Origin of the sequence: Chryseobacterium hilariae (assembly GCF_051400735.1) — a bacterium.
Classification (GTDB): Bacteria; Bacteroidota; Bacteroidia; order Flavobacteriales; family Weeksellaceae; genus Chryseobacterium.
The window spans coordinates 704,656-723,538 of record NZ_JBLFFJ010000001.1; the positions used below are offsets into that span (position 1 = coordinate 704,656).

Annotated in this window: 16 protein-coding genes; 7 read left to right on the forward strand and 9 right to left on the reverse strand. The window is 38.6% G+C overall.

Annotated elements, in window-relative coordinates:
* The first annotated feature begins 50 nt into the window (after nt 1-50).
* Nucleotides 51-377, forward strand: coding sequence for a DMT family transporter (locus ACMGDK_RS03390; protein WP_111953059.1), 327 nt, complete (start codon nt 51-53; stop codon nt 375-377).
* A 67-nt stretch (nt 378-444) separates the two neighbouring features.
* On the opposite strand, the gene ACMGDK_RS03395 is transcribed toward ACMGDK_RS03390, so the two are convergent.
* From ACMGDK_RS03395 to gpmI, 5 genes are all read right to left on the reverse strand, one after another.
* The gene (locus ACMGDK_RS03395; RefSeq protein ID WP_436806631.1) at nt 445-1,212 is read right to left on the reverse strand and encodes a class I SAM-dependent methyltransferase; all 768 of its coding nucleotides are present in this window, start codon (nt 1,210-1,212) and stop codon (nt 445-447) included.
* Complete coding sequence (gene map / locus ACMGDK_RS03400) at nt 1,212-2,021, reverse strand: type I methionyl aminopeptidase (RefSeq protein WP_436806632.1); 810 nt, start codon at nt 2,019-2,021, stop codon at nt 1,212-1,214. Before map ends, ACMGDK_RS03395 begins: the two co-directional genes overlap by 1 nt.
* A 90-nt stretch (nt 2,022-2,111) precedes the next feature.
* The gene (locus ACMGDK_RS03405; RefSeq protein ID WP_111953053.1) at nt 2,112-2,543 is read right to left on the reverse strand and encodes a BT0820 family HAD-type phosphatase; all 432 of its coding nucleotides are present in this window, start codon (nt 2,541-2,543) and stop codon (nt 2,112-2,114) included.
* A 91-nt stretch (nt 2,544-2,634) separates the two neighbouring features.
* Complete coding sequence (locus ACMGDK_RS03410; RefSeq protein WP_426049675.1) at nt 2,635-3,615, reverse strand: acyl-ACP desaturase; 981 nt, start codon at nt 3,613-3,615, stop codon at nt 2,635-2,637.
* Between the two features lie 152 nt (nt 3,616-3,767).
* Nucleotides 3,768-5,309 (reverse strand): 2,3-bisphosphoglycerate-independent phosphoglycerate mutase, encoded by a 1,542-nt coding sequence (gpmI, locus tag ACMGDK_RS03415; RefSeq protein ID WP_436806633.1) that lies wholly within the window; start codon nt 5,307-5,309, stop codon nt 3,768-3,770.
* Nucleotides 5,310-5,640: 331 nt separating this feature from the next.
* Here gpmI and ACMGDK_RS03420 point away from each other — a divergent pair, with 331 nt between their 5' ends.
* On the forward strand, nt 5,641-5,964 hold the full coding sequence (locus ACMGDK_RS03420) for a translation initiation factor (protein ID WP_040999102.1): 324 nt from the start codon (nt 5,641-5,643) through the stop codon (nt 5,962-5,964).
* 2 nt (nt 5,965-5,966) lie between these two features.
* On the opposite strand, the gene ACMGDK_RS03425 is transcribed toward ACMGDK_RS03420, so the two are convergent.
* The 3 genes from ACMGDK_RS03425 to ACMGDK_RS03435 all read right to left on the reverse strand — a co-directional run bounded on the left by ACMGDK_RS03425 (nt 5,967) and on the right by ACMGDK_RS03435 (nt 11,229).
* Nucleotides 5,967-6,866 (reverse strand): leucine-rich repeat domain-containing protein, encoded by a 900-nt coding sequence (locus tag ACMGDK_RS03425; protein WP_436806634.1) that lies wholly within the window; start codon nt 6,864-6,866, stop codon nt 5,967-5,969.
* Nucleotides 6,867-6,920: 54 nt separating this feature from the next.
* The gene (locus ACMGDK_RS03430) at nt 6,921-9,074 is read right to left on the reverse strand and encodes an alkaline phosphatase PhoX (RefSeq protein WP_436806635.1); all 2,154 of its coding nucleotides are present in this window, start codon (nt 9,072-9,074) and stop codon (nt 6,921-6,923) included.
* Between the two features lie 325 nt (nt 9,075-9,399).
* Nucleotides 9,400-11,229, reverse strand: coding sequence for a cytochrome-c peroxidase (locus ACMGDK_RS03435; protein ID WP_436806636.1), 1,830 nt, complete (start codon nt 11,227-11,229; stop codon nt 9,400-9,402).
* Nucleotides 11,230-11,458: 229 nt separating this feature from the next.
* Between ACMGDK_RS03435 and ACMGDK_RS03440 the strand changes: the two genes are divergently transcribed.
* On the forward strand, nt 11,459-11,914 hold the full coding sequence (locus ACMGDK_RS03440) for a hypothetical protein (RefSeq protein ID WP_223559674.1): 456 nt from the start codon (nt 11,459-11,461) through the stop codon (nt 11,912-11,914).
* A 19-nt stretch (nt 11,915-11,933) separates the two neighbouring features.
* Nucleotides 11,934-12,788 (forward strand): nucleoside phosphorylase, encoded by an 855-nt coding sequence (locus ACMGDK_RS03445; protein ID WP_436806637.1) that lies wholly within the window; start codon nt 11,934-11,936, stop codon nt 12,786-12,788.
* Nucleotides 12,789-12,952: 164 nt separating this feature from the next.
* On the opposite strand, the gene ACMGDK_RS03450 is transcribed toward ACMGDK_RS03445, so the two are convergent.
* Nucleotides 12,953-13,729, reverse strand: coding sequence for a Rossmann-fold NAD(P)-binding domain-containing protein (locus ACMGDK_RS03450; RefSeq protein ID WP_436806638.1), 777 nt, complete (start codon nt 13,727-13,729; stop codon nt 12,953-12,955).
* 581 nt (nt 13,730-14,310) lie between these two features.
* On the opposite strand from ACMGDK_RS03450, the gene ACMGDK_RS03455 reads away from it, so the two are divergent.
* Genes ACMGDK_RS03455 through ACMGDK_RS03465 form a run of 3 tightly spaced genes read left to right on the forward strand, consistent with a single transcriptional unit; the run spans nt 14,311 to nt 18,881 of the window.
* Nucleotides 14,311-16,452: a type VI secretion system Vgr family protein gene (locus tag ACMGDK_RS03455; protein ID WP_436806639.1), complete on the forward strand. Its 2,142-nt coding sequence runs from the start codon at nt 14,311-14,313 to the stop codon at nt 16,450-16,452.
* A 4-nt stretch (nt 16,453-16,456) separates the two neighbouring features.
* Entirely contained in the window at nt 16,457-17,263 is an 807-nt protein-coding gene (locus ACMGDK_RS03460; protein WP_436806640.1) for a hypothetical protein, read from the forward strand.
* Nucleotides 17,264-17,267: 4 nt separating this feature from the next.
* Entirely contained in the window at nt 17,268-18,881 is a 1,614-nt protein-coding gene (locus ACMGDK_RS03465; protein WP_436806641.1) for a polymorphic toxin-type HINT domain-containing protein, read from the forward strand.
* The last annotated feature ends 2 nt before the right edge of the window (nt 18,882-18,883 follow it).

Below are 18,883 nucleotides of genomic sequence, written 5' to 3' on the forward strand. Positions count from 1 at the left end.
ATTTTGTTTCTTTCTAAAAGCTGAAATTTGCAGGAGAGAAATTTAAAAAAATGAATTGGATTATTTTAATCATCGCCGGATTGTTTGAGGTTGCCTTTGCATCCTGTTTGGGTAAAGCTAAAGAAACTTCCGGATCTGAGATGTACTATTGGTATGCCGGTTTTCTGGTGACCATGACAATCAGTATGGTACTGCTGATCAAAGCTACGCAAACGCTTCCAATTGGGACAGCTTATGCAGTATGGACAGGGATAGGAGCCGTAGGAACAGCGCTGATGGGTATTTTCTTTTTTAAAGATCCTGTGAGCTTTTGGAGGGTATTTTTTATCGTAACCTTAATTGGTTCTGTAGTAGGACTGAAATCTGTTTCTCACTAAGATCAAAAACAACTTCTATCTATATTTAAATAAACCCGTCTTTAACATTAGGACGGGTTTATTGTAATTATTTTTTGAAAACTACAGGTAAGATCTCGTTTTGTCTTAATCCGTATTTTTTAATTTCTTCTTCTGAAAAATTCCGGGAATAGAAATTGGGTTCTGTTTCAAAACCGGCCTTTCTCAAGCGGTCGAAATAATCCATTCCGTACCAGCGGACGTGATCATACTGTCCGAAATGTTTCTGACGTTCTTTCGGATCCTTTATTGAAAAATCTTCATAGGTCTTTTCCATAGAGTTTCTCATGGGAACCTGGAAAATTCCCCAGCCTCCGGGCTTCATCACTCTGTACAATTCACTGATAGCCTTCGCATCGTCTTCTATATGCTCCAGGACATGATTGCAGAAAACGATATCAAAACTTTCATCAGGAAAAGGTAAATCCAGAATATCTGCTTTCACATCTACGATGGGAGAAAAAAGGTCTGCAGAAATATAATTCAGATTTTTCATCATCTTGAATTTTCTCAGGAATTCCTGTTCAGGAGCAATATGCAGAACTTTGGCATTTTTAATGAAAAAATCGGTCTCATTCTGAAGATAAAGCCACATCTGGCGGTGTCTTTCCAAACTCAGGGTTCCGGGAGAAAGTGCATTTTCCCTTTGTTTTCCATAACCATAAGGAAGGAATTTCCGGTAAGATCTTCCGTCGATAGGATCATAGAATTCCTCTCCTTTAAAAAACTGATAAATAAGCGGCCTCGCCCAGATACTCATTTTAATAAGTATTGGGCGAGGTATTTTATTGAGTAAAAGTTTAGTTACTTTTTTCATTAAAAATCCAATTGGAATGGCTTTTCTTCATCACTTATGATACCCAGAGCCTCATAAACATATTTGAATGTGGAAAGCAGCACCGGTTTCCCGTTGATCACCGCTACATCGTGCTCAAAATGGGCAGAAGGCAGGTTATCCAAAGTAGTGACCGTCCAGCCGTCATTATGGAATTTCACCTTTTCCGTTCCTAAGTTCACCATCGGCTCGATGGCAATGGCAAGACCGTCTTTAATGACTTTTCCGCTTCCCTGTCTTCCATAATTCGGAACCTGAGGATCTTCATGCATTTTTCTTCCAAGACCATGTCCTACAAGTTCTTTCACTACCCCATATCCTTCCTTTTCACAATGTGCTTGGATCGCATGGGAAATATCCCCAATCCTTTTTCCTCTTACACATTGCTCAATCCCTTTGTAAAGAGATTCTTTAGTTACCTGCAGTAGCTTTTTAACCTCAGGCTTCACTTCGCCGATCTCAAATGTATAGGCATGATCTCCTACAAAACCGTTGAGAATAACTCCACAGTCTACAGAAAGAACATCTCCTTCTTTGATAATATCATTATTGGGAAAACCGTGAACAACCTGATCGTTTGGAGAAATACATAAAGAATTCGGGAAACCGCCATATCCTAAAAAAGCAGGTTCTGCTCCATGATCTTTAATGAAATCGTGGGCCAGCTTATCAAGATGTAAAGTATTGATTCCCGGTTGTATTTCTTTTGCAAGCATTCCCAGTGTTTTTGAAACCAGGTGTGCACTCTCCTTCATCAAGCGGAGCTCCTCTATTGTTTTTAATTGAATCATTGTATTAATTTACCAATGTATAAATTTAACAGTGTAACAATTTCATCAATGCATCATTGTTACACTGCTAAATTGTTATATTATTTTTTTCTACCAGAAAAGTCCTTTTTTCTTTTCTTTTTTAAGTTTTGAATAGGCCAGAACTTCTTTTCCTTCTACACGGAATTCTATTCTCTCCTGGATAATATTGTAGATTTCTCCCCAACCCGGAAACCCTCCTAAATTCCTGTCATCAATGAACCAGTCTGCATCCAGTTTTCTTGACTGATTTTCAGGATCAAAAACTTCTCCTTCAAAACTGGAGTTTACTGCATAAAATTCTACGCCATTATTTCTACAAAATTCTACAGCTTCATCCAAAGTTTTTCCATGTCTGTATGTCCAGAGAATTAACCTGTACCCTTCTGCCTGAAGTCTTTTTAATGTTTCGAAAGCAAAGATTTTTGCTTTACCAATTGCCGGATATGCATCATCAACAATAGTTCCGTCGAAATCAACAGCAATTTTTTTGTTATTTAACATTTTGTCTTTTTTTAGCTTTGCAAAGATAAGAAATAAAAAGAGTGCCGAAAACGTTGGCACTCTTAAGTTTTATAATTTAATGTTTGTAAAGTTAGCTTTTTACCCACTTAAACTGAAACTGTAAATCCGGAGTTGAAATTCTGTCTGTAATTTTCTGAAGTCTCGCAGGCAGTTTCATCAGGTATTCCTGAGCTTTTTCAGCTTGTTCAGTAAGTCCTTTTACATGCTCTATCTTCCATTCATCCAATAAGTCTTTCATAATATTGATATAATCCTGACCTGTATATACCATGCATCTTTGTGCTGCATCTGAGAAATGTCCCCAAAGCTCTCCGGCTTTCTGACCGGACTGTCTCATCATGTGAGCAGGCATTACGATCTTTTTACGCATCATATCTTCAAATGCAAGAATCATTTCTGATGGATCTATTTCTAAAATTTTAGCAACGAAATGTTTGTAAGCTTTTGCGTGTCTGGCTTCATCTGCAGCAATAACTCCACACATTTTAGCCAATTTCCCGTTGCCTGACTGTTTTGCCAATGTACCTACTCTTCTGTGAGAGATATTAGTAGCCGTTTCCTGAAAACTTGTGTAAACGAAGTTTCTGTATGGATCCATGCTTGTTCCTAAATCGAAACCGTCATTAATTAAATATTGAGTGGTCACTTCCAGCTCTCTCATATTCACTCTTCCGCACAGATAAAGGTATTTGCCCAAAAGATCTCCATGTCTGTTTTCCTCACCAGTCCATGCTCTTATCCAGTGGGCCCAGCCCACTTCTTTCTGCTCCTGATCTATTCCGTCTACTCCCATTAACCATGATTCATAAGAAGGCAATGCTTCTTCTGTGATACAGTCACCAATAAGGGTTACAAACAAATCATAAGGCATTTCACGTGCAAAAGTCTGGATTTCTTCTAAATCATATTTAAAATCAGCGCTTGACGGATCCGGAAGATAATCGGAAGGCTGCCAGATTTTTTCAACTGGCGTTAAAAATTTATCCAGAAAAGAACCTACTTCCTTTTCCAAAATTCCCATTACTTCTTTTCTGACAAGCTTTTGATACATCTTACTATATGGATTTTAATTTACAAAGATATGATTTATTTATTATTTGCCGCATAATAACCTATGCAACTCATACAATGACTGATATAAATCATACAAAAATGCCGCCATCTATACCATAACGGCATTTTTAGGACAATATTATTGAATTTTTAACTAACTAAGATATCTCCTGTCATTATTTCCGGAATCTCTACTCCCATTACTTTTAAGATAGTCGGAGCTACATCTCCAAGTTTTCCAGGTTTTAAATTCCATGTATGGTCTTTATCCATCACAATAAACGGCACAAGATTCGTAGAGTGCTGTGTATTTGGGGTACCATCAGGATTGATCATTACGTCTGAATTTCCGTGGTCAGCCAGGATAAATACGGCGTAGCCATGCTCATAAGCTGTGGTTGCCACTTTCTCAATACATTTGTCTACTGTTTCTGCAGCTTTTACTGCGGCTTCAAAAACTCCGGTATGGCCTACCATATCTGTATTCGCAAAATTCAGACAGACAAAATCAGCCGTTCCGTTTTCCAATTCGGGCACAATGGCATTGGTGATGTCATAAGCAGACATTTCCGGCTTAAGATCATAGGTGGGAACATCTTTCGGACTTGGACAAAGCAGTCTTCTTTCTCCGTTGAACTCTTCTTCCCTGCCTCCGGAAAAGAAAAACGTTACGTGAGGATATTTTTCTGTTTCGGCAATTCTGATCTGTGTTTTACCGTTTCTTTCAAGAATTTCACCCATTGTTTCCTTCAGTACTTCTTCATCAAACACAACCTGTACATTTTGATAGGTTTTATCATAATTGGTTAAAGTGATATAATGAAGGTTCAGCTTACGCATAAAATATTCAGGGAAATCTTTCTGGCAAAGAACTTCGGTGATCTCACGTCCTCTGTCTGTACGGAAATTGAAGCATATCACCACATCACCATCTATAATTTTAGCTACAGGAACAACATTTCCTGTTTCCGTGCTGTTGATCAGAATAATAGGCTTCAGAAACTCATCGGTTACATTATTTTCATAAGAAGATCTGATCGCAGCCAAAGCATCTGTCGTCTGCAGTCCTACTCCTTCTACCATAGCATCATATGCCAGTTTTACACGTTCCCACCTTTTATCACGGTCCATCGCATAATATCTTCCGATCACTGTTGCCAGCTTACCTACAGTAGCTGCCATATGATCCTGAAGCTCTTCTATAAATCCAAGTCCTGAATGTGGATCGCAGTCCCTTCCGTCTGTAAAGGCATGAACAAAGACATTTTCATGCAGTCCGAATTCATGCGCGGCAGTCAGCAAACCTTTTAAGTGATTGATATGGGAGTGTACACCTCCATTGGAAACCAGTCCTATGAAATGCAGTTTTTTATTTTCTCTTTTAGCGTATTCGAAAGCATCCTGAATGATCTGCTGCTGTCCCAATGTTCCATTTTCAACAGCCATATTCAGTTTTACAAGATTTTGATAAACTACTCTTCCGGCTCCTAAATTCATGTGTCCCACTTCAGAATTCCCCATCTGTCCTGCTGGAAGTCCTACAGCCAACCCACTGGCTTCAAGTGTTGTATGTGGAAATTTTTGATAACAGCTGTCTATAAATGGAGTGTTTGCTTTATCTAAGGCTGAAACCTCAGGATTTGTTCCCAGTCCCCATCCGTCAAGGATTGCTAATATTGCTTTTTTTGACATTTCGTATAACTTTTTGTTACACAAATTTACCTAATTTCCGATGAATGAAAGAATTTGAAGGATTTATTTTAAAAACATTCAGGTAAAAACAATGGGTGAATATTCTTTTTGATCTTCCGAAGCTTTCGGTGATAACAAAGATTTAAGTTATGCCCCAACGTTGGCTGAGGCACCCGAAGCCAACACTAACGGTTACTTCGAGTACCTCAGTCAACTGTTTTCTTTTTCTGCAGTCAATCACTCCCCGCTTTCTTAGGTTTTCCTGTCTTTTTCACGTTAAATTATCTAATGATCTGACACACTTTTCTAAATTATTATTTAATTTTGTCTTATGGATTTACGAGATCAGCTAAAGAACCTTTTTCCTGAACATGAGGAACAGGATTTTGAAATGCCTAAAGAAGAATTTAAGCAGCAGGAACCTTTGGTGTGCAAATTTGAGAAAAAAGGCAGAAACGGTAAGCCTGTAACGATTGTTGAAGGCTGGGAAGGCAGTGAGGAAGATTTGAAGAAAATCTCAAAAAAAATAAAAACCACCTTAGGAATAGGCGGTTCAGAGAAAGACGGAACGATCATTATTCAGGGCGATAACCGTGACAAAATAATGAATATCCTTAAAGAAATGGGATATAAAACCAAAAGAGTCGGCGGATAGATCTAGAAATAGATCTGGGTTTCCGGCATCAGGCTTTTCAATCGTTCAATCTTTATTTTTTCTATAGGATTTCCGGTCAGGATAAGGGTTTTCAGGTTTTTCAGCTTCCTTATCTCTTCGGGAATATCTTTCAGATTATTATTGGCCAGATTCATACTGACGATATTTTTCAGTCCTTTTATTTTAGGAGATATTTCTGTGATATGATTGCTGCTTGCGTTCAAAAATTCGAGATTTTGAGCTTTAAACAGGTTTTCCGGCAGCTTTACAATAGCATTCTGCTGTAGTTCCAGATATTTTAAATGTTTAGGAAAAGAAAGATTCCCCAAATCATTAATCTGATTTTCAGATAAGTTCAGAAATTTCAGATTTTTAATTCTGTATAAACGGTCTGCAATACTGCTGATCTGGTTTCCCTGAAGATTAATTTCTTCCAAAGCCGGGATTTCCATCAGGGCTTCGGGAAAAATATTCAGGTTATTGGCATCAAAATGTACTGCTTTTAAATTCTGAAGTTTTGCAATATTGGGATTGATACTTGTCAAGCCATTGAGATTCATAGAGAATGTATTCAGCTTTTTCAGGTTTCCAATTTCGTCAGGAATGTACTTGATGCTGTTTTCATTCACATTTAAAATCTCCAATTCTGTTAATGCAAAGATCTCCTGATCCATTTTTTCAAGCTTATTTCCCATGATATTCAGAAAGAACAAGGAGTTCAGTTTCGAAATCTGTGGTGGCAGATTAAAAAGTCCCTTTTCTCTGAAACTCATGCTATAAACAGTTTTATTACTGATCAGAGCTTCATCAATACTGGTAAATGTAGGATATTTCACAGGATCTATCTGTGCCTTTGCAAGACAGAGAGAGAAAACAGAAATCAATAGAACAAGCTTTTTCATAGGGATAAATTTCAGGCGGCGGCAAAGCCGCCGCCCGAAATGAGTATTAATAATTTACTTTTTTACTAGCTTCACAGTTTTCTGGAAACCTCCTTCTGCTTCGATATTCAGAACCAGAATGCGGGATCCTTCAAGCTGATGCGTAAAGTCAAGATCCAATGATCTGCTGAGTCCACTGAATTTATTCGTGTAAACAATTTTTCCATCCATGCTGTATGCTGTTACTGAAATATCTTTCAGACCTTTTGGTGAATTGATCTTAACGGTTCCTGAAGTAGGATTCGGAGCTACCTCAACTGCATTTTCTGCATTCTGATTTTCAACAGTTCCCAACGCACCACCTGTTCCTAAATTCTGTTTTAAGGCAATAACGATGGTAGCTGATTTTCCTCTGTAATCAATTGTGTTTCCTGTAGCATCTACATCCGTAGAAATTGTAGAATCCGGATGCTGAATCGAGAAGAAACCGAATTTATGATCAGGTGTAAATGTTAGTCCTGTAGGTTCTGACCCTGCAGGCATTGAAGCGAAAAGTCTCACTTTAGGATTAGCTGCTGTATGATCCGGAGCGATTACCCAAATGTAGTTTTTCCCACCATCCTGAAGCACCCAAAGATTTCCAAGCTCGTCAAAAGTAAGATTGTCGTTTCCATCACCCCATGCCTCAGATTTCATTCCCTGAGGAGTATTGAAAGAATAGGTGGTAGAAGCACCTCCTACAAAAGTTTCCACCTGAGAAGCAGTAGTTCCGTTATCCTGAAGACGGTATATTTTATCCAATCCTTTTGCCGTAAAATAAATCTTTCCATCTAGAGGACTGATTTCCACATCTTCCACTCCATTAAATCTTGTTCCTCCTAAGGACTGGGCAAGTGCTGTTGTATTATTCTGATCCGCTTTTATTTTATTTGGAACCTGAACCCATGTTGCTGTAGTTCCTACAGGATCTCCGGAAGTATTGAGTCCCTGATCAAGCTTTAATACATACAGGTTTCCTGAAGCAAGATTATTAGGGGTATCCATTACATATTTGTACACCATGTGGGTTCCACCGTCTTCTCCGTAATAAGCTGTGGTTCCTGCATTATTTACCACTACATTTTCGTGGCTCATAATTCCCATCTGCCAAAGTTTCCCTTTGGATCCGTCTGCATTTTTGGAAATGACCTGCGCTGTGGCCGGATCAATTTCCACTAACCATCCGTAATCTTTATAGCCGTCATTGTTCACATCATTGGAAGTAACAGATTCTTCTGCTGTAACAACAGTTCCCCAAGGAGTAATCCCTCCTGAACAGTTTCTGATCGTCTGAACCAGGCTCGGATCTGAGAAGCTTACCGCTCTGGATCTTGTCAGCTGCCAAAGTTTGGTAGAAGCATTGTAATTAACCTCAGCTATGGTAACACCACCAGGATTTGTTTCATGGTTTACGGAAAGGTAGCCGTTTGTGCTGCTTCCTGCTTTGGCAACGTAAGCCGTAAAGTCATTCAGACCTCCTACCATTCCGCCTCCTTCCGTATAATTATCGGATTCTTTCAAGATAAGCTGATATTTATGTTCAGCCGGGATGATCAGTTTATTGGTTTGTACAGTAGGAACAATTGATGTAAAACAGCTGATATGTGTTCCTGTGCATCCGGGAGTGGGTGTAACGGTAGCTATTGTCTTTAAATAAGCATCAATTCTAAGATCTGAGCTGGCTCCGGTTCTGTTGTGAAGCTCAACCGAAATCCTGTTGGTTCCGTTTACAAAATTAGATTTAGGAATAGAAAATATATTATAAACACCCTCTGCTGAACCATCTATTGTGGTACTTGATGGAGTGCTGAAAGTAATAGCGCCTGCCGGCATATTGTCTCTCACCACCTCTACTCCGTTAAGATAAACTACGATTCCGTCGTCTCTCATTACCCCTAGTTCCACATTGTCTGAAAGGGTTGACAGGTCTGCTGTGAAATCTTTAGCAAAATAAGCAGCTGTAAGACCTGAGCTGAGGGTAGTTGTCACAGGATCTCCATAACCAAGAGGTCCGTTCCCTGCTGCCCACGTTGAGATATTGAAGGTCTGGTCTTTCCATGAATCTGCCAGGGCCTGATTGTTATCTTTATAGCTCCAGGACGAGTTTTTATTGAATAAAAAAGTTTGTGCCTGTACACTAAAGCCAGCGACCATTGCAAGCGCAGCAATTGTAAGTAATTTTCTCTTCATTTTTTAATTGATTTATTAGACTCTGCAAAGCTATTTTTTTGGCGCGGCACCTCTGTTAATAGGAGTTTAAATATAGAGCGAAGAATATTAATTAATTTATAACCCAGTGTTAAGGGAATTAAATAATTGTTAAATGATAGAGCTCCGGGATGCCGGTTTTGGGTTACAGGATTATCCAGGAGTTACATTAATAAGTAATGAATTATGAATCATAAGCTATTAATAATCATTTACAGTATTATGTCCCTTTTTAAAAACCTTAAACTTTGAATCTTAAATTACACCTCATCCCTGACAATCGTAACCTCGCATCTCGTAGCCCGAACTATTTCACCTTACTGATATCCGTTAATGAATTCAGGAAAGCAATAACCTGTTTGATCTCCGTTTGGGTAAGTTCCAGTTTATCCGGTGGCAGTGTTTGGTTTTTCATCTTTAAGCCGAGGCCTTCTCCTCCACCTTCATTATAGAAATCCATGACTTCTTCCAGAGAATTAAAAGCTCCGTTATGAAAATAAGGTTTGGTAAGGGCAATATTTCTTACGGTAACGGTTTTGAAAGAGTAATCGTAGATCCATGATTTTTCTTTTTTCACAGGGCTGTTTCCTCTCCCCATATCCGAATCCAATTCAATAGGAAGTTGATTGACAGGCTTTGTCGTTACTCCTAAAACTTCTGACTCATTTTCATTAAAAAACGGCGGCACAAGACCTGAAAAATGAGGCGCAAAGTGGCAGGTTGCACAGCTCGCTTTTCCCATAAACAGATTGTATCCTTTTTTGACATCTTCGGAAACTTCTTTTTCGTTCCTCATAAAACGGTCAAAATCACTGTCAAAAGAATACAGGGATGCCACATAAGAGCTTAAAGCTTTGGAAAAATTTTCTTTACTTATTTTACCGTCTTTAAAAGCATTGCGGAAGGCTTTTTTGTACTCAGGCTTTGTTTTCAGTTTTTTGATGATGTCTTCATAGCTGGTATTAAACTCATCATCATTATAGATTACGTGTTCCGCCTGCTGCTCAAGGTAGAATGCCCGCAGGTCATAGAAAAACCTTTTAGCAAAAACAGCATTGTATAGAGAGGGAGAATTTCTTAAAACTGTTTTTCCTTCCACATTGCTCTGGGATTTTACTTTAAGATCTGTAAAAGCATTTTCCTGAAGATGGCAGGCCGCACAGCTCATTTTACCGTTTTGACTCAAATTCTGATCATAGAAAATAGATTTCCCTAAACTGCGAAGCTCTTTATTATCTTCAGAAGGCTGAAGCAAAGTGTAGAAATACGGATCCAGAAAATCACTGCTGAAAAGATTTTTACTCTTTACGTTCCAGCCGGAAAATTCTTTAAGATCATCCGCTCTTCCATCCCATTTCCCAAGCTCTTCATACAGAGGCTGAATATATTTTTTATAAAATTCAATTCTGTCAAATGTTTCAAAATCCCTGTTTACCGAAAGATAACCTATTCCCTCGGTAAGAATATGATTGGCTTTCTGAATATTATAGTTTTTAAAATACACATCATCATTGATGTATTCTTTTATTCCGGCAAGGGCATGGCTGGCTTCTTCGGAAATATTCAGGGAACCTGGTGTATCAAAGCCTGTAACTCCAAGGGTGTAAATTCTTATCAGCTCTATCCTTAATGGCAGCGTTTTGTTGTTTCCCCGGCTTAAACCGTTCTTTACCGTACTCAGATAAAAACTTGAATAGGAATTGTACAAAAAATCTGTAATCGTTTTTATCTTTTCTTTTTCGTCCCCGGCTTCATCGGAAAATATCAGCTCATCCAATACCTGGAGTCCTTCCGGTGGCAGCGTAAAAGCAGAAGTTCCGGCAGCTTCAATATGAAACAGCGGAGCAGCATTAAGATGTGTTTTTGTAAATTCCGGATAGTGATAGGCGATATAAAATTCGATTTCTTTAAATGAATTTCTTGTTCCCCTTAAAGAATTTCTAAGCTCTTCAAGAGAAATCTGATCCTCGGAAAATTTATAGACATCCGATTTCAGCCGATCAAGTCTGCTTTTAAAATCTGACAAGCCTTTATTGACAAAGGTATTCTCGCTTTTTTCCCCTTTATCAACCGGGTTAAAGGACATGACAGCCAAACCTATCAAAACAATCACAGCTAACAGCGGATATAATCTCATGAATTTTTAGCGGCAAAAGTACCGTTCCGATGTTATCTTAAGATTAATAGGAGATTAAAAAATGTTTATATTTTAGGTAAAATATTTTTATTAATTTTAAACCCCGAAATCAAATTCATTATACTTAAGAACGGCTGATTTCTATAGGCCTGTTTAAAAAAGATGACGAAAGATATTGGGAGAGGATTTATAACATCATTTTTCAGCAAATTAAAAACAAAATATTATTATGAAAACAAAAGTATTATTCGCTTTTGCGGCGAGTTTCCTCTCGATTTGTGCATTTTCGCAGAAAAAGAAAGAAATGGCCGTTTATGCAGAGAAAAAAGGCAACGATTATTACCTGGTACGTCTGGAAGAAGGCAAGCAGGTTCCCAATGTTTATGTATATTCAAATGGAGTAACGAAACCTTATAAGAACTATACCGACCTGAAGGATATTGTTATGGATTTCCCGGGAATGATGGACTCGAACAACTCAACAAAGGAGGAAATGGTCTCTGTTTTAAAAAAAGGAGATAAGCTCTACGAAATTACAACACAAAGGAAGGATCCGAAAAACTTTGAAAAAACCATTATTACGGTCTATGAGATTTTCCAGGGACAGAAAAGAATCGTAGAAGAATATGATACGATCTATGATCTTGCCGGATCGCCTTATAAAGAAGCCATTTTCATTAATTAAAAAACAAAAAATATAAATTATGCTAAATAAACTTGCTGCCTCAGAGCTGGTGCTGAATGATGACGGAAGTGTATACCACTTAAATCTTTTACCTGAAGATATTGCTGATAAGATCATCCTTGTGGGAGATCCGGACAGAGTGGCAAAAGTTTCAAAATATTTTGACAAAGTAGAGGTCAAAAAAAATAAAAGGGAGTTCTACACCCATACCGGAACGCTTCGCGGAGAAAGAATTACCGTAATGTCTACAGGTATCGGAACGGAGAATATTGATATCGTGATGAACGAGCTTGATGCCCTGGTAAATATTGACCTTAAAAACAAGGAGTTTAAAACTGAACATAAAGCCCTTGAACTTTTCCGTATGGGAACCTGTGGAAGTGTAAATCCTGACGTACAGGTTGATAATATGCTCGTAACCCAGAATGTTGTAGGTCTGGACGGACTGATGCATTTTTATCAGGACTATAGTTTCGAGAATGAGTTCTCCAAAAGCTTCATGGAGAAATTTCCGTACGAGAAGATCAAGCCTATGCTTTATTTCTCAGACTGGGCAGAGGAAATGGGAGACTATTATAAAGATGCCAAATACCACGGAAATACGGCTACTTTCCCGGGATTCTACGCTCCTCAGGGAAGACAGCTGCGTTTAAAGGCGGTTGATGATAGGTTCCTGGAAACACTAAATGACCTTGGAGTGACTAACTTTGAAATGGAAACCTCAGCAATTTATGCTCTTTCAAAACTATTGGGTCACAAAGCAATTACAGTAAACAATGTAATAGCCAACAGAAGACGTGGAGAATTCTCTGCAGACCACCATGCATCTGAGAAGAACCTTATTGATTGGGTACTGGAAAGAATTATCAAGTAAAATAACTCACGTTTTTATCTTTAAAATCAAACCTTATAGGTTTTAAAAATCTATAAGGTTTAGCTTAAATTATAGCAGGGTCTGCTTAATTTGCTCAATCTGCAAGCGGTTTTTTCTCGCAGATTGAACAAATCAAGCAGATTTTTTATTTCATCTAAGTTTTCTTAGAGTAAAGAAGTATTTAAGTGAAACGCTCTCGGATCCGGATATTTAAATCTAAAATCCAGTTCTGAAATCAGCTTTGAAGATAAAATTATTTTCCCCTCGCCTATTATTTCTTCAGCAGATGGCAGATTTTTCTGAGCATTGATCACCTGGGCTTTCGACGGATGTTCTGGCGCCGTCACATTGTACAGTTTTCCTTCTGATCCTATTTCGATCATTTTTTCAATCACACTACAGATATCTTCATAATGAATGTGATTTACAGGAGCTTCAGGGTTTGAAACAGCATAGTTTTTAAGAAGTCTGTTATCTCCCATGAGTCCGGATAACCTTAAAATATTAACCTGCGGATATCTGTTTTTCATCATTCTCTCACCAGGAACGTTATTCGTAGAAAGGTTTTCTTCTGCATATTCTCCCGGAATATCCGGATATACACCGGTAGAGCTCATCACGAACATCTGCCCTTTAAAATCACCGATAAATGAAAATAAATGCTGAATCCTGTTATATAATGAGCTTGCACAACAGCTTTTACCGGAAAGCGGAATGGTAATGATGAGAATATCTATATCTTTAATTTCCGTCCACGGGGTAATCTTTTCCTCCAGCTGAAAATCCGGGAAGCTGGCGACAAAAGTATTAAATCCTTTAGAAGACAACTCATCAACTTTGTTTTCTGTAGTGGTGGTAGCATATATTTTATACTGGCCGGACATTGAATCGGCAATCCTTGATCCCAGCCAGCCACAGCCTATAATTCCTATTTTCTTCATAAATTTTTAAGTATATGTAATGCTCTAAATCATCTTTTCCTTTCTAAGCAGAACATCGGCAAAATTAAATCAATTTATATTGTCCGCAATTGCTTTTTCATATATTAACATGCGATTGAAGCCCAATTAAAATTAAGCCTATCATTAGTCCTTAACCAAGATTTGTCTCCATACAAACCAACGTGTAAATACATCGGTTTTTTTGTCTCATTTTGAACCTAACAACTGTTAGTAGTAAAACTACGACAAAAAGAAAAATAGCCTTTCTTTTTTTTCCTATTTAAGTCTTTGCTTCTTATATTTGTTTCACGTGGATGTGATTTTAATAACAGCATTACAAAACTGTAATTCAGAATATTAAATTCATTAAAAATAAATGTTAATTATATTTAAACTTAAAAATATACAGGGATCTATTTTCCCATATCATGTGAAAACAGAACGATAACTCCTCACAAAAGATACTATTCTGTTGACATAAACCAGACAGTATTTTGATCTGCAGTGAGTAATAAGAACAGCCATAATGCAGTCGGTATGCCCAGACTGCCGTTACATACACTAACCAGAAAAAATATGTTATGTTCCAGGACAGCAAATCATCAAAAAACCAGATTTCAAAATCTAAAAAAGATCTGGACAGTATAAAACCCGCAGATCCAGGCTTAGGTAAGGAAACTGAAAAGAAAGCTGAAAAAATAAAAAAAACAGTACAGACAACCGGGCAAGCCCTTTCCTATACCGATAATTTCATGAACAAAGCTGCACAGCCTAATACAGCTCTGGTTTCGGAAAATAAAATTTGGAACGAGCAGCCCACTTCCAAAATATACAATGCCGGATCCATTCCAAAAAGTGAGCTTTTAGGGATCAATCGTGTGGTCAAACTGGAAATCATTGTCGAGGGTAAAATAATCAAGCATTTCAAACATTTTAAACTTACTCAAAGTGCTGTTAAGCATCACGAGTTCAATCTTATGCTCGCTCATGATGCTTTGGGAGGCGCAGAAAATCATAATCTGGAACAGGCACAGAACTTTCTTGGCAAGAGAATTACAGTAGTATTTAAATATAAAGACGTAGAAGAAAGTCCCGAACGGAATTTTGTAGGAGTAATTACAGAAGTAGGATTCAGCCAGGAAAAAGGCAGTCTGGGAAATATTGTACTTACCGGGAACAGCCCGACTGTACTTCTTGATGCGGCACCACACATTCAGAGTTTTGGCGGTACACAGGAGATCAGCCTGAACAGCATCGCAGACTGGGTCATTAAAGAAGGACTTGGTTCCAATAAATTTGATTTCAGGGTAGATTCTCAGCATGGAAATGTTTCCTACAGCTCACAATATGACGAAACCCATTACAACTATCTCGCAAGAATGGCCGAAGCTTATGGGGAACAGTTTTATTATGATGGCGAGGTTCTTCATTTTGGAAAACTGCCTCCAGCGGAAAAACCGGTACAACTGGTTTATGGAAGCAGCGTGCATGATATTAAGATCAAAATGAGAGCCCAGCATGTAAACCCTGTTTTTTACGGCTATAACAGCAGCAAAAATGAAAAACTCACAACGGGGAGCTCAAAAATAAACCATCAGTCAGACATTGCGAAACGTGCTTATGAAATATCCAAGGCAACCTTTACAACACCTTCATTAAGGGTAGCTCCAATCAAAGCATCTACATTTATGGATATTGATGCTTCACAGAAAGGTACCGCAGGAAGTAAAGCTGTTGATGTATTCATCACTTCCGGAAGCACTTCCGTCCCGTTTTTATATCCGGGATGTACTGCAGATGTAGAAATGCGGAAAGCTGAAACCAACCAGACCGCCTATTTTACCAAGCTGATGATCACAGAGATCAGTCACGAAGTAGACGCAAGAGGCCATTATACCGGAAATTTTGAAGCAATAGCAGCGGATACCGGCTTTATGCCACGTCCCGAATTTGAGATGCCTAAAGCAGATCCTCAGTTCGCTAAAGTTATTTCAAATACTGATCCTCTTAACCAGGGCAGGATTCAGGTTCAGTTCGACTGGCAAAACGGTCAGGATACCACTGAATTTATCCGCGTTATGACTCCTGATGCAGGCGGAAGCGATAAAGTAAGTAAAAACCGCGGCTTTATGGCTATTCCTGAAGTTGGAGATCAGGTGGTTGTCAATTTTGTACACCAGCATCCGGACCGTCCCTTTGTAATGGGAGGTATGTTTCATGGAGGTGTTGGCGGAGGAGGCGGACAAAACAACAATGTTAAAAGCCTGAGCAGCCGAAGCGGTAATAAACTGGAACTGGATGACGGTGCAGGATCTGTGTTTCTGACCGATCAGGGAGGAGCCAATATGAAGTTTGACGGTGCGGGGAATGCAACGACAAATGCTAATAATGATAAAACGGTGACTGTAGGAAATAATAATACAGTTAAGGCAGGAAATACCAATATGATTAATGTGGGGGATAATTCAATTCTTCAGATGGATAAGTCAGGAAAAGTATCACTTACTGCCAGTACAGAATTCAAAATCGTAGTTGGTGCCAGCACTATTATCATTGACAAAGAAGGAAAAATAACGATCAATGGGAAAGAAATTATTGCAGATGCTACAAAAAGCATTAACCTTTCTTCTAAAGATGAAACTACAATAGGCAGCAAAAAAATAAATATTTCCGGAAGTTCAGAAGTTCAGATTAATGGCAGTAAAGTAAATATTAATAAGTAATCAGATGGATATAGGCAAAGAATATCAATACAATACAGATATTATAGGCAAAACCAAAGTACATAGCCTTGACAGTAATTACAAGATCAATATTAAAACATCAGTTACTTATAAAGGAAAAGATCCTGATGAGGATTATCACATTTTTGAAATTACGGAGACTGAATACAATTTAGAAATGTATGAGGATCCGTTAATTGTACAGATCACCGAAATGACCAATAAAGTATGTGGAATATACAGCACGCTTGAAGTGGGGGTCAACAAAAAAGGAGAGATTGCTAAAATATATAATAAAGATGCTATTCGCGACAAGTGGAAAGAAGTAAAAGATTGGTTAACCAATTCACATCCCATTGAAGCTTACGAAATTATCAGAGCGAAAGAATATGAGCTTACCAATGAAGAAATGGAAATTAAAAGCATCAAATTCATTCATTTTCTGTACCAGTTCTTCTACATTTTCGGTAAAGAACCTCTGAACGAAGGTTCCAAGAGTTACCTGAAGAGAGAAGATATGGACAGATTCGGCGCCGGTGTTGTGATTCCTGTAAGTCTTTCTGTTTCCGAAAAACTTACAGAACAGAAATTAAGCGAATGGAATGTGGAAGGCCAGATGATCAGGGATGATAAAATGATCCGGAGGTTACGGGAGTTTGCAAAGGATAACTACATGCACCCCGATTATAAAATAAAGGGAAAATACTTATATGATGACAGAATATTGCTGAAGTCTGATTTCACAATTACAGAGCAGCTTGGCGAATTTTTCTATTATCACTGTTATATGGATACACACCTAGAATTATGATGGTATGGCTGATGAACAATATCTTACCGAAAAACACTACGTTGTTTGTGACAAAGGCGTAGCTCCCAAAAAGATGAAAGTTACAAGCCAAAATTTTGTAACCTTCAGCGGGGATAAAGCTGCCACTGAACTGGATACATTAAAAGGCAATAATTTTATCTGCCTGGGGAAAACTGCATTTATTGCAGGAGCGGTTGCGGGAATTGCTGTTGGAATCTGTGCAATGATTCCCGGACCCGGATGGCTTGTTGCTGCCATTATTGCTGCCGCTATTTTAGCTGCCATTGCTATAGGAGCTCTGAAATGCAAGGCTGCAGCAGCTACCAGAAAGTGGACCAATACAGCACAGAAATTTTCAATAGAAGATCATAAAGCCCTTACACTCTCCTCCATCATGGTATGTCCCGCCGAAGGTGGAACCATTACCCCGAAAGAAACCGCATGGGAAGCCTGGGGAAGTGCAGCACTCACAAATCTTGGGCATGTGGCCAATTTTGCTTTTGGGTTTCTCGCAGGACGTGGAGGAACTGCCATGGTAACAGGCGCCGGATCTGCAGCGATGGGAGCAGCAACTTTGAGACAGGGTATCAGCACATTTTCAAGAAGTTTTGGACAGCAGTTCATGAATACGGCAAGAAAGGAACTGATAGAACAGTTTACCTTCAAAGGGTTTAAAAATGCACCATTCTTCTGTAAACTGATGCGAGGTGCGGGTATTGGCGGAGCTTATTATGATCAGTACAGTATCTGGAGCAGTGACAAAAGTGCCCTGGAAAAATTGCAGGAAAGCGGTGTAAGCCTGATATTGGGTATTTTTGCGGCTAAAGGAGCAACATTGGTATGTTTCCCCGCAGGAACGAAAGTGCATACCCAAAACGGACTGGCCAATATTGAAGACCTGTTTGAAGGAGACTTTGTCCTCACCTTTAATGAAGAAACAAAGCAGCAGGAATACAAGCCTATTCTTCAAAAGCATGAACGGTTTACTTTACAGATGCTTGCGATAGAATTGCCAACAGGAGAATTTGTACGGGTAACTCCTGAACACCGTTTCTACTGTAATGATGAGTGGATTGAAGCCAGAGATTTACAACCAGGAGACTTATTGCATCTAAAAGGCGGACATTACACCACCATTATCAGCATTGAAACCTTGCCTCATTACGAAAAAGTTTATAATTTTGATATTGAAGGCAATGAGAATTATTATGTGACTGAGGATGGGATTTTGGCGCATAATGGGTATGCTAGTGCAGAGGAACTCCAAAAAATAAAAGACAGAGGTTTTAATGGGGTTGAAGCAACACCTAATGGCGGATTGAACTATGCAAATAGTGACGCACTTTATCCTGTAAAACCTGGCCAAAGAAATACAATACCAATACAATATTCTGGAGATTATAAAACAGACTTCGAAGCTGCTAGTTTGGCAGCTTTAGGGCAAAAAAGTACACCAAAAGGATACGTTTGGCATCATTTAGACGATTATGATCCGATTACAAATACAGGTACAATGCAACTGGTGAAACAACAAGCACATAATGGAATTTCACATCTTGGTGGTTGTAGCCAATATAAAACTGCAACAGGCAATTCATACACTTTTAAAACTTGGTAAAT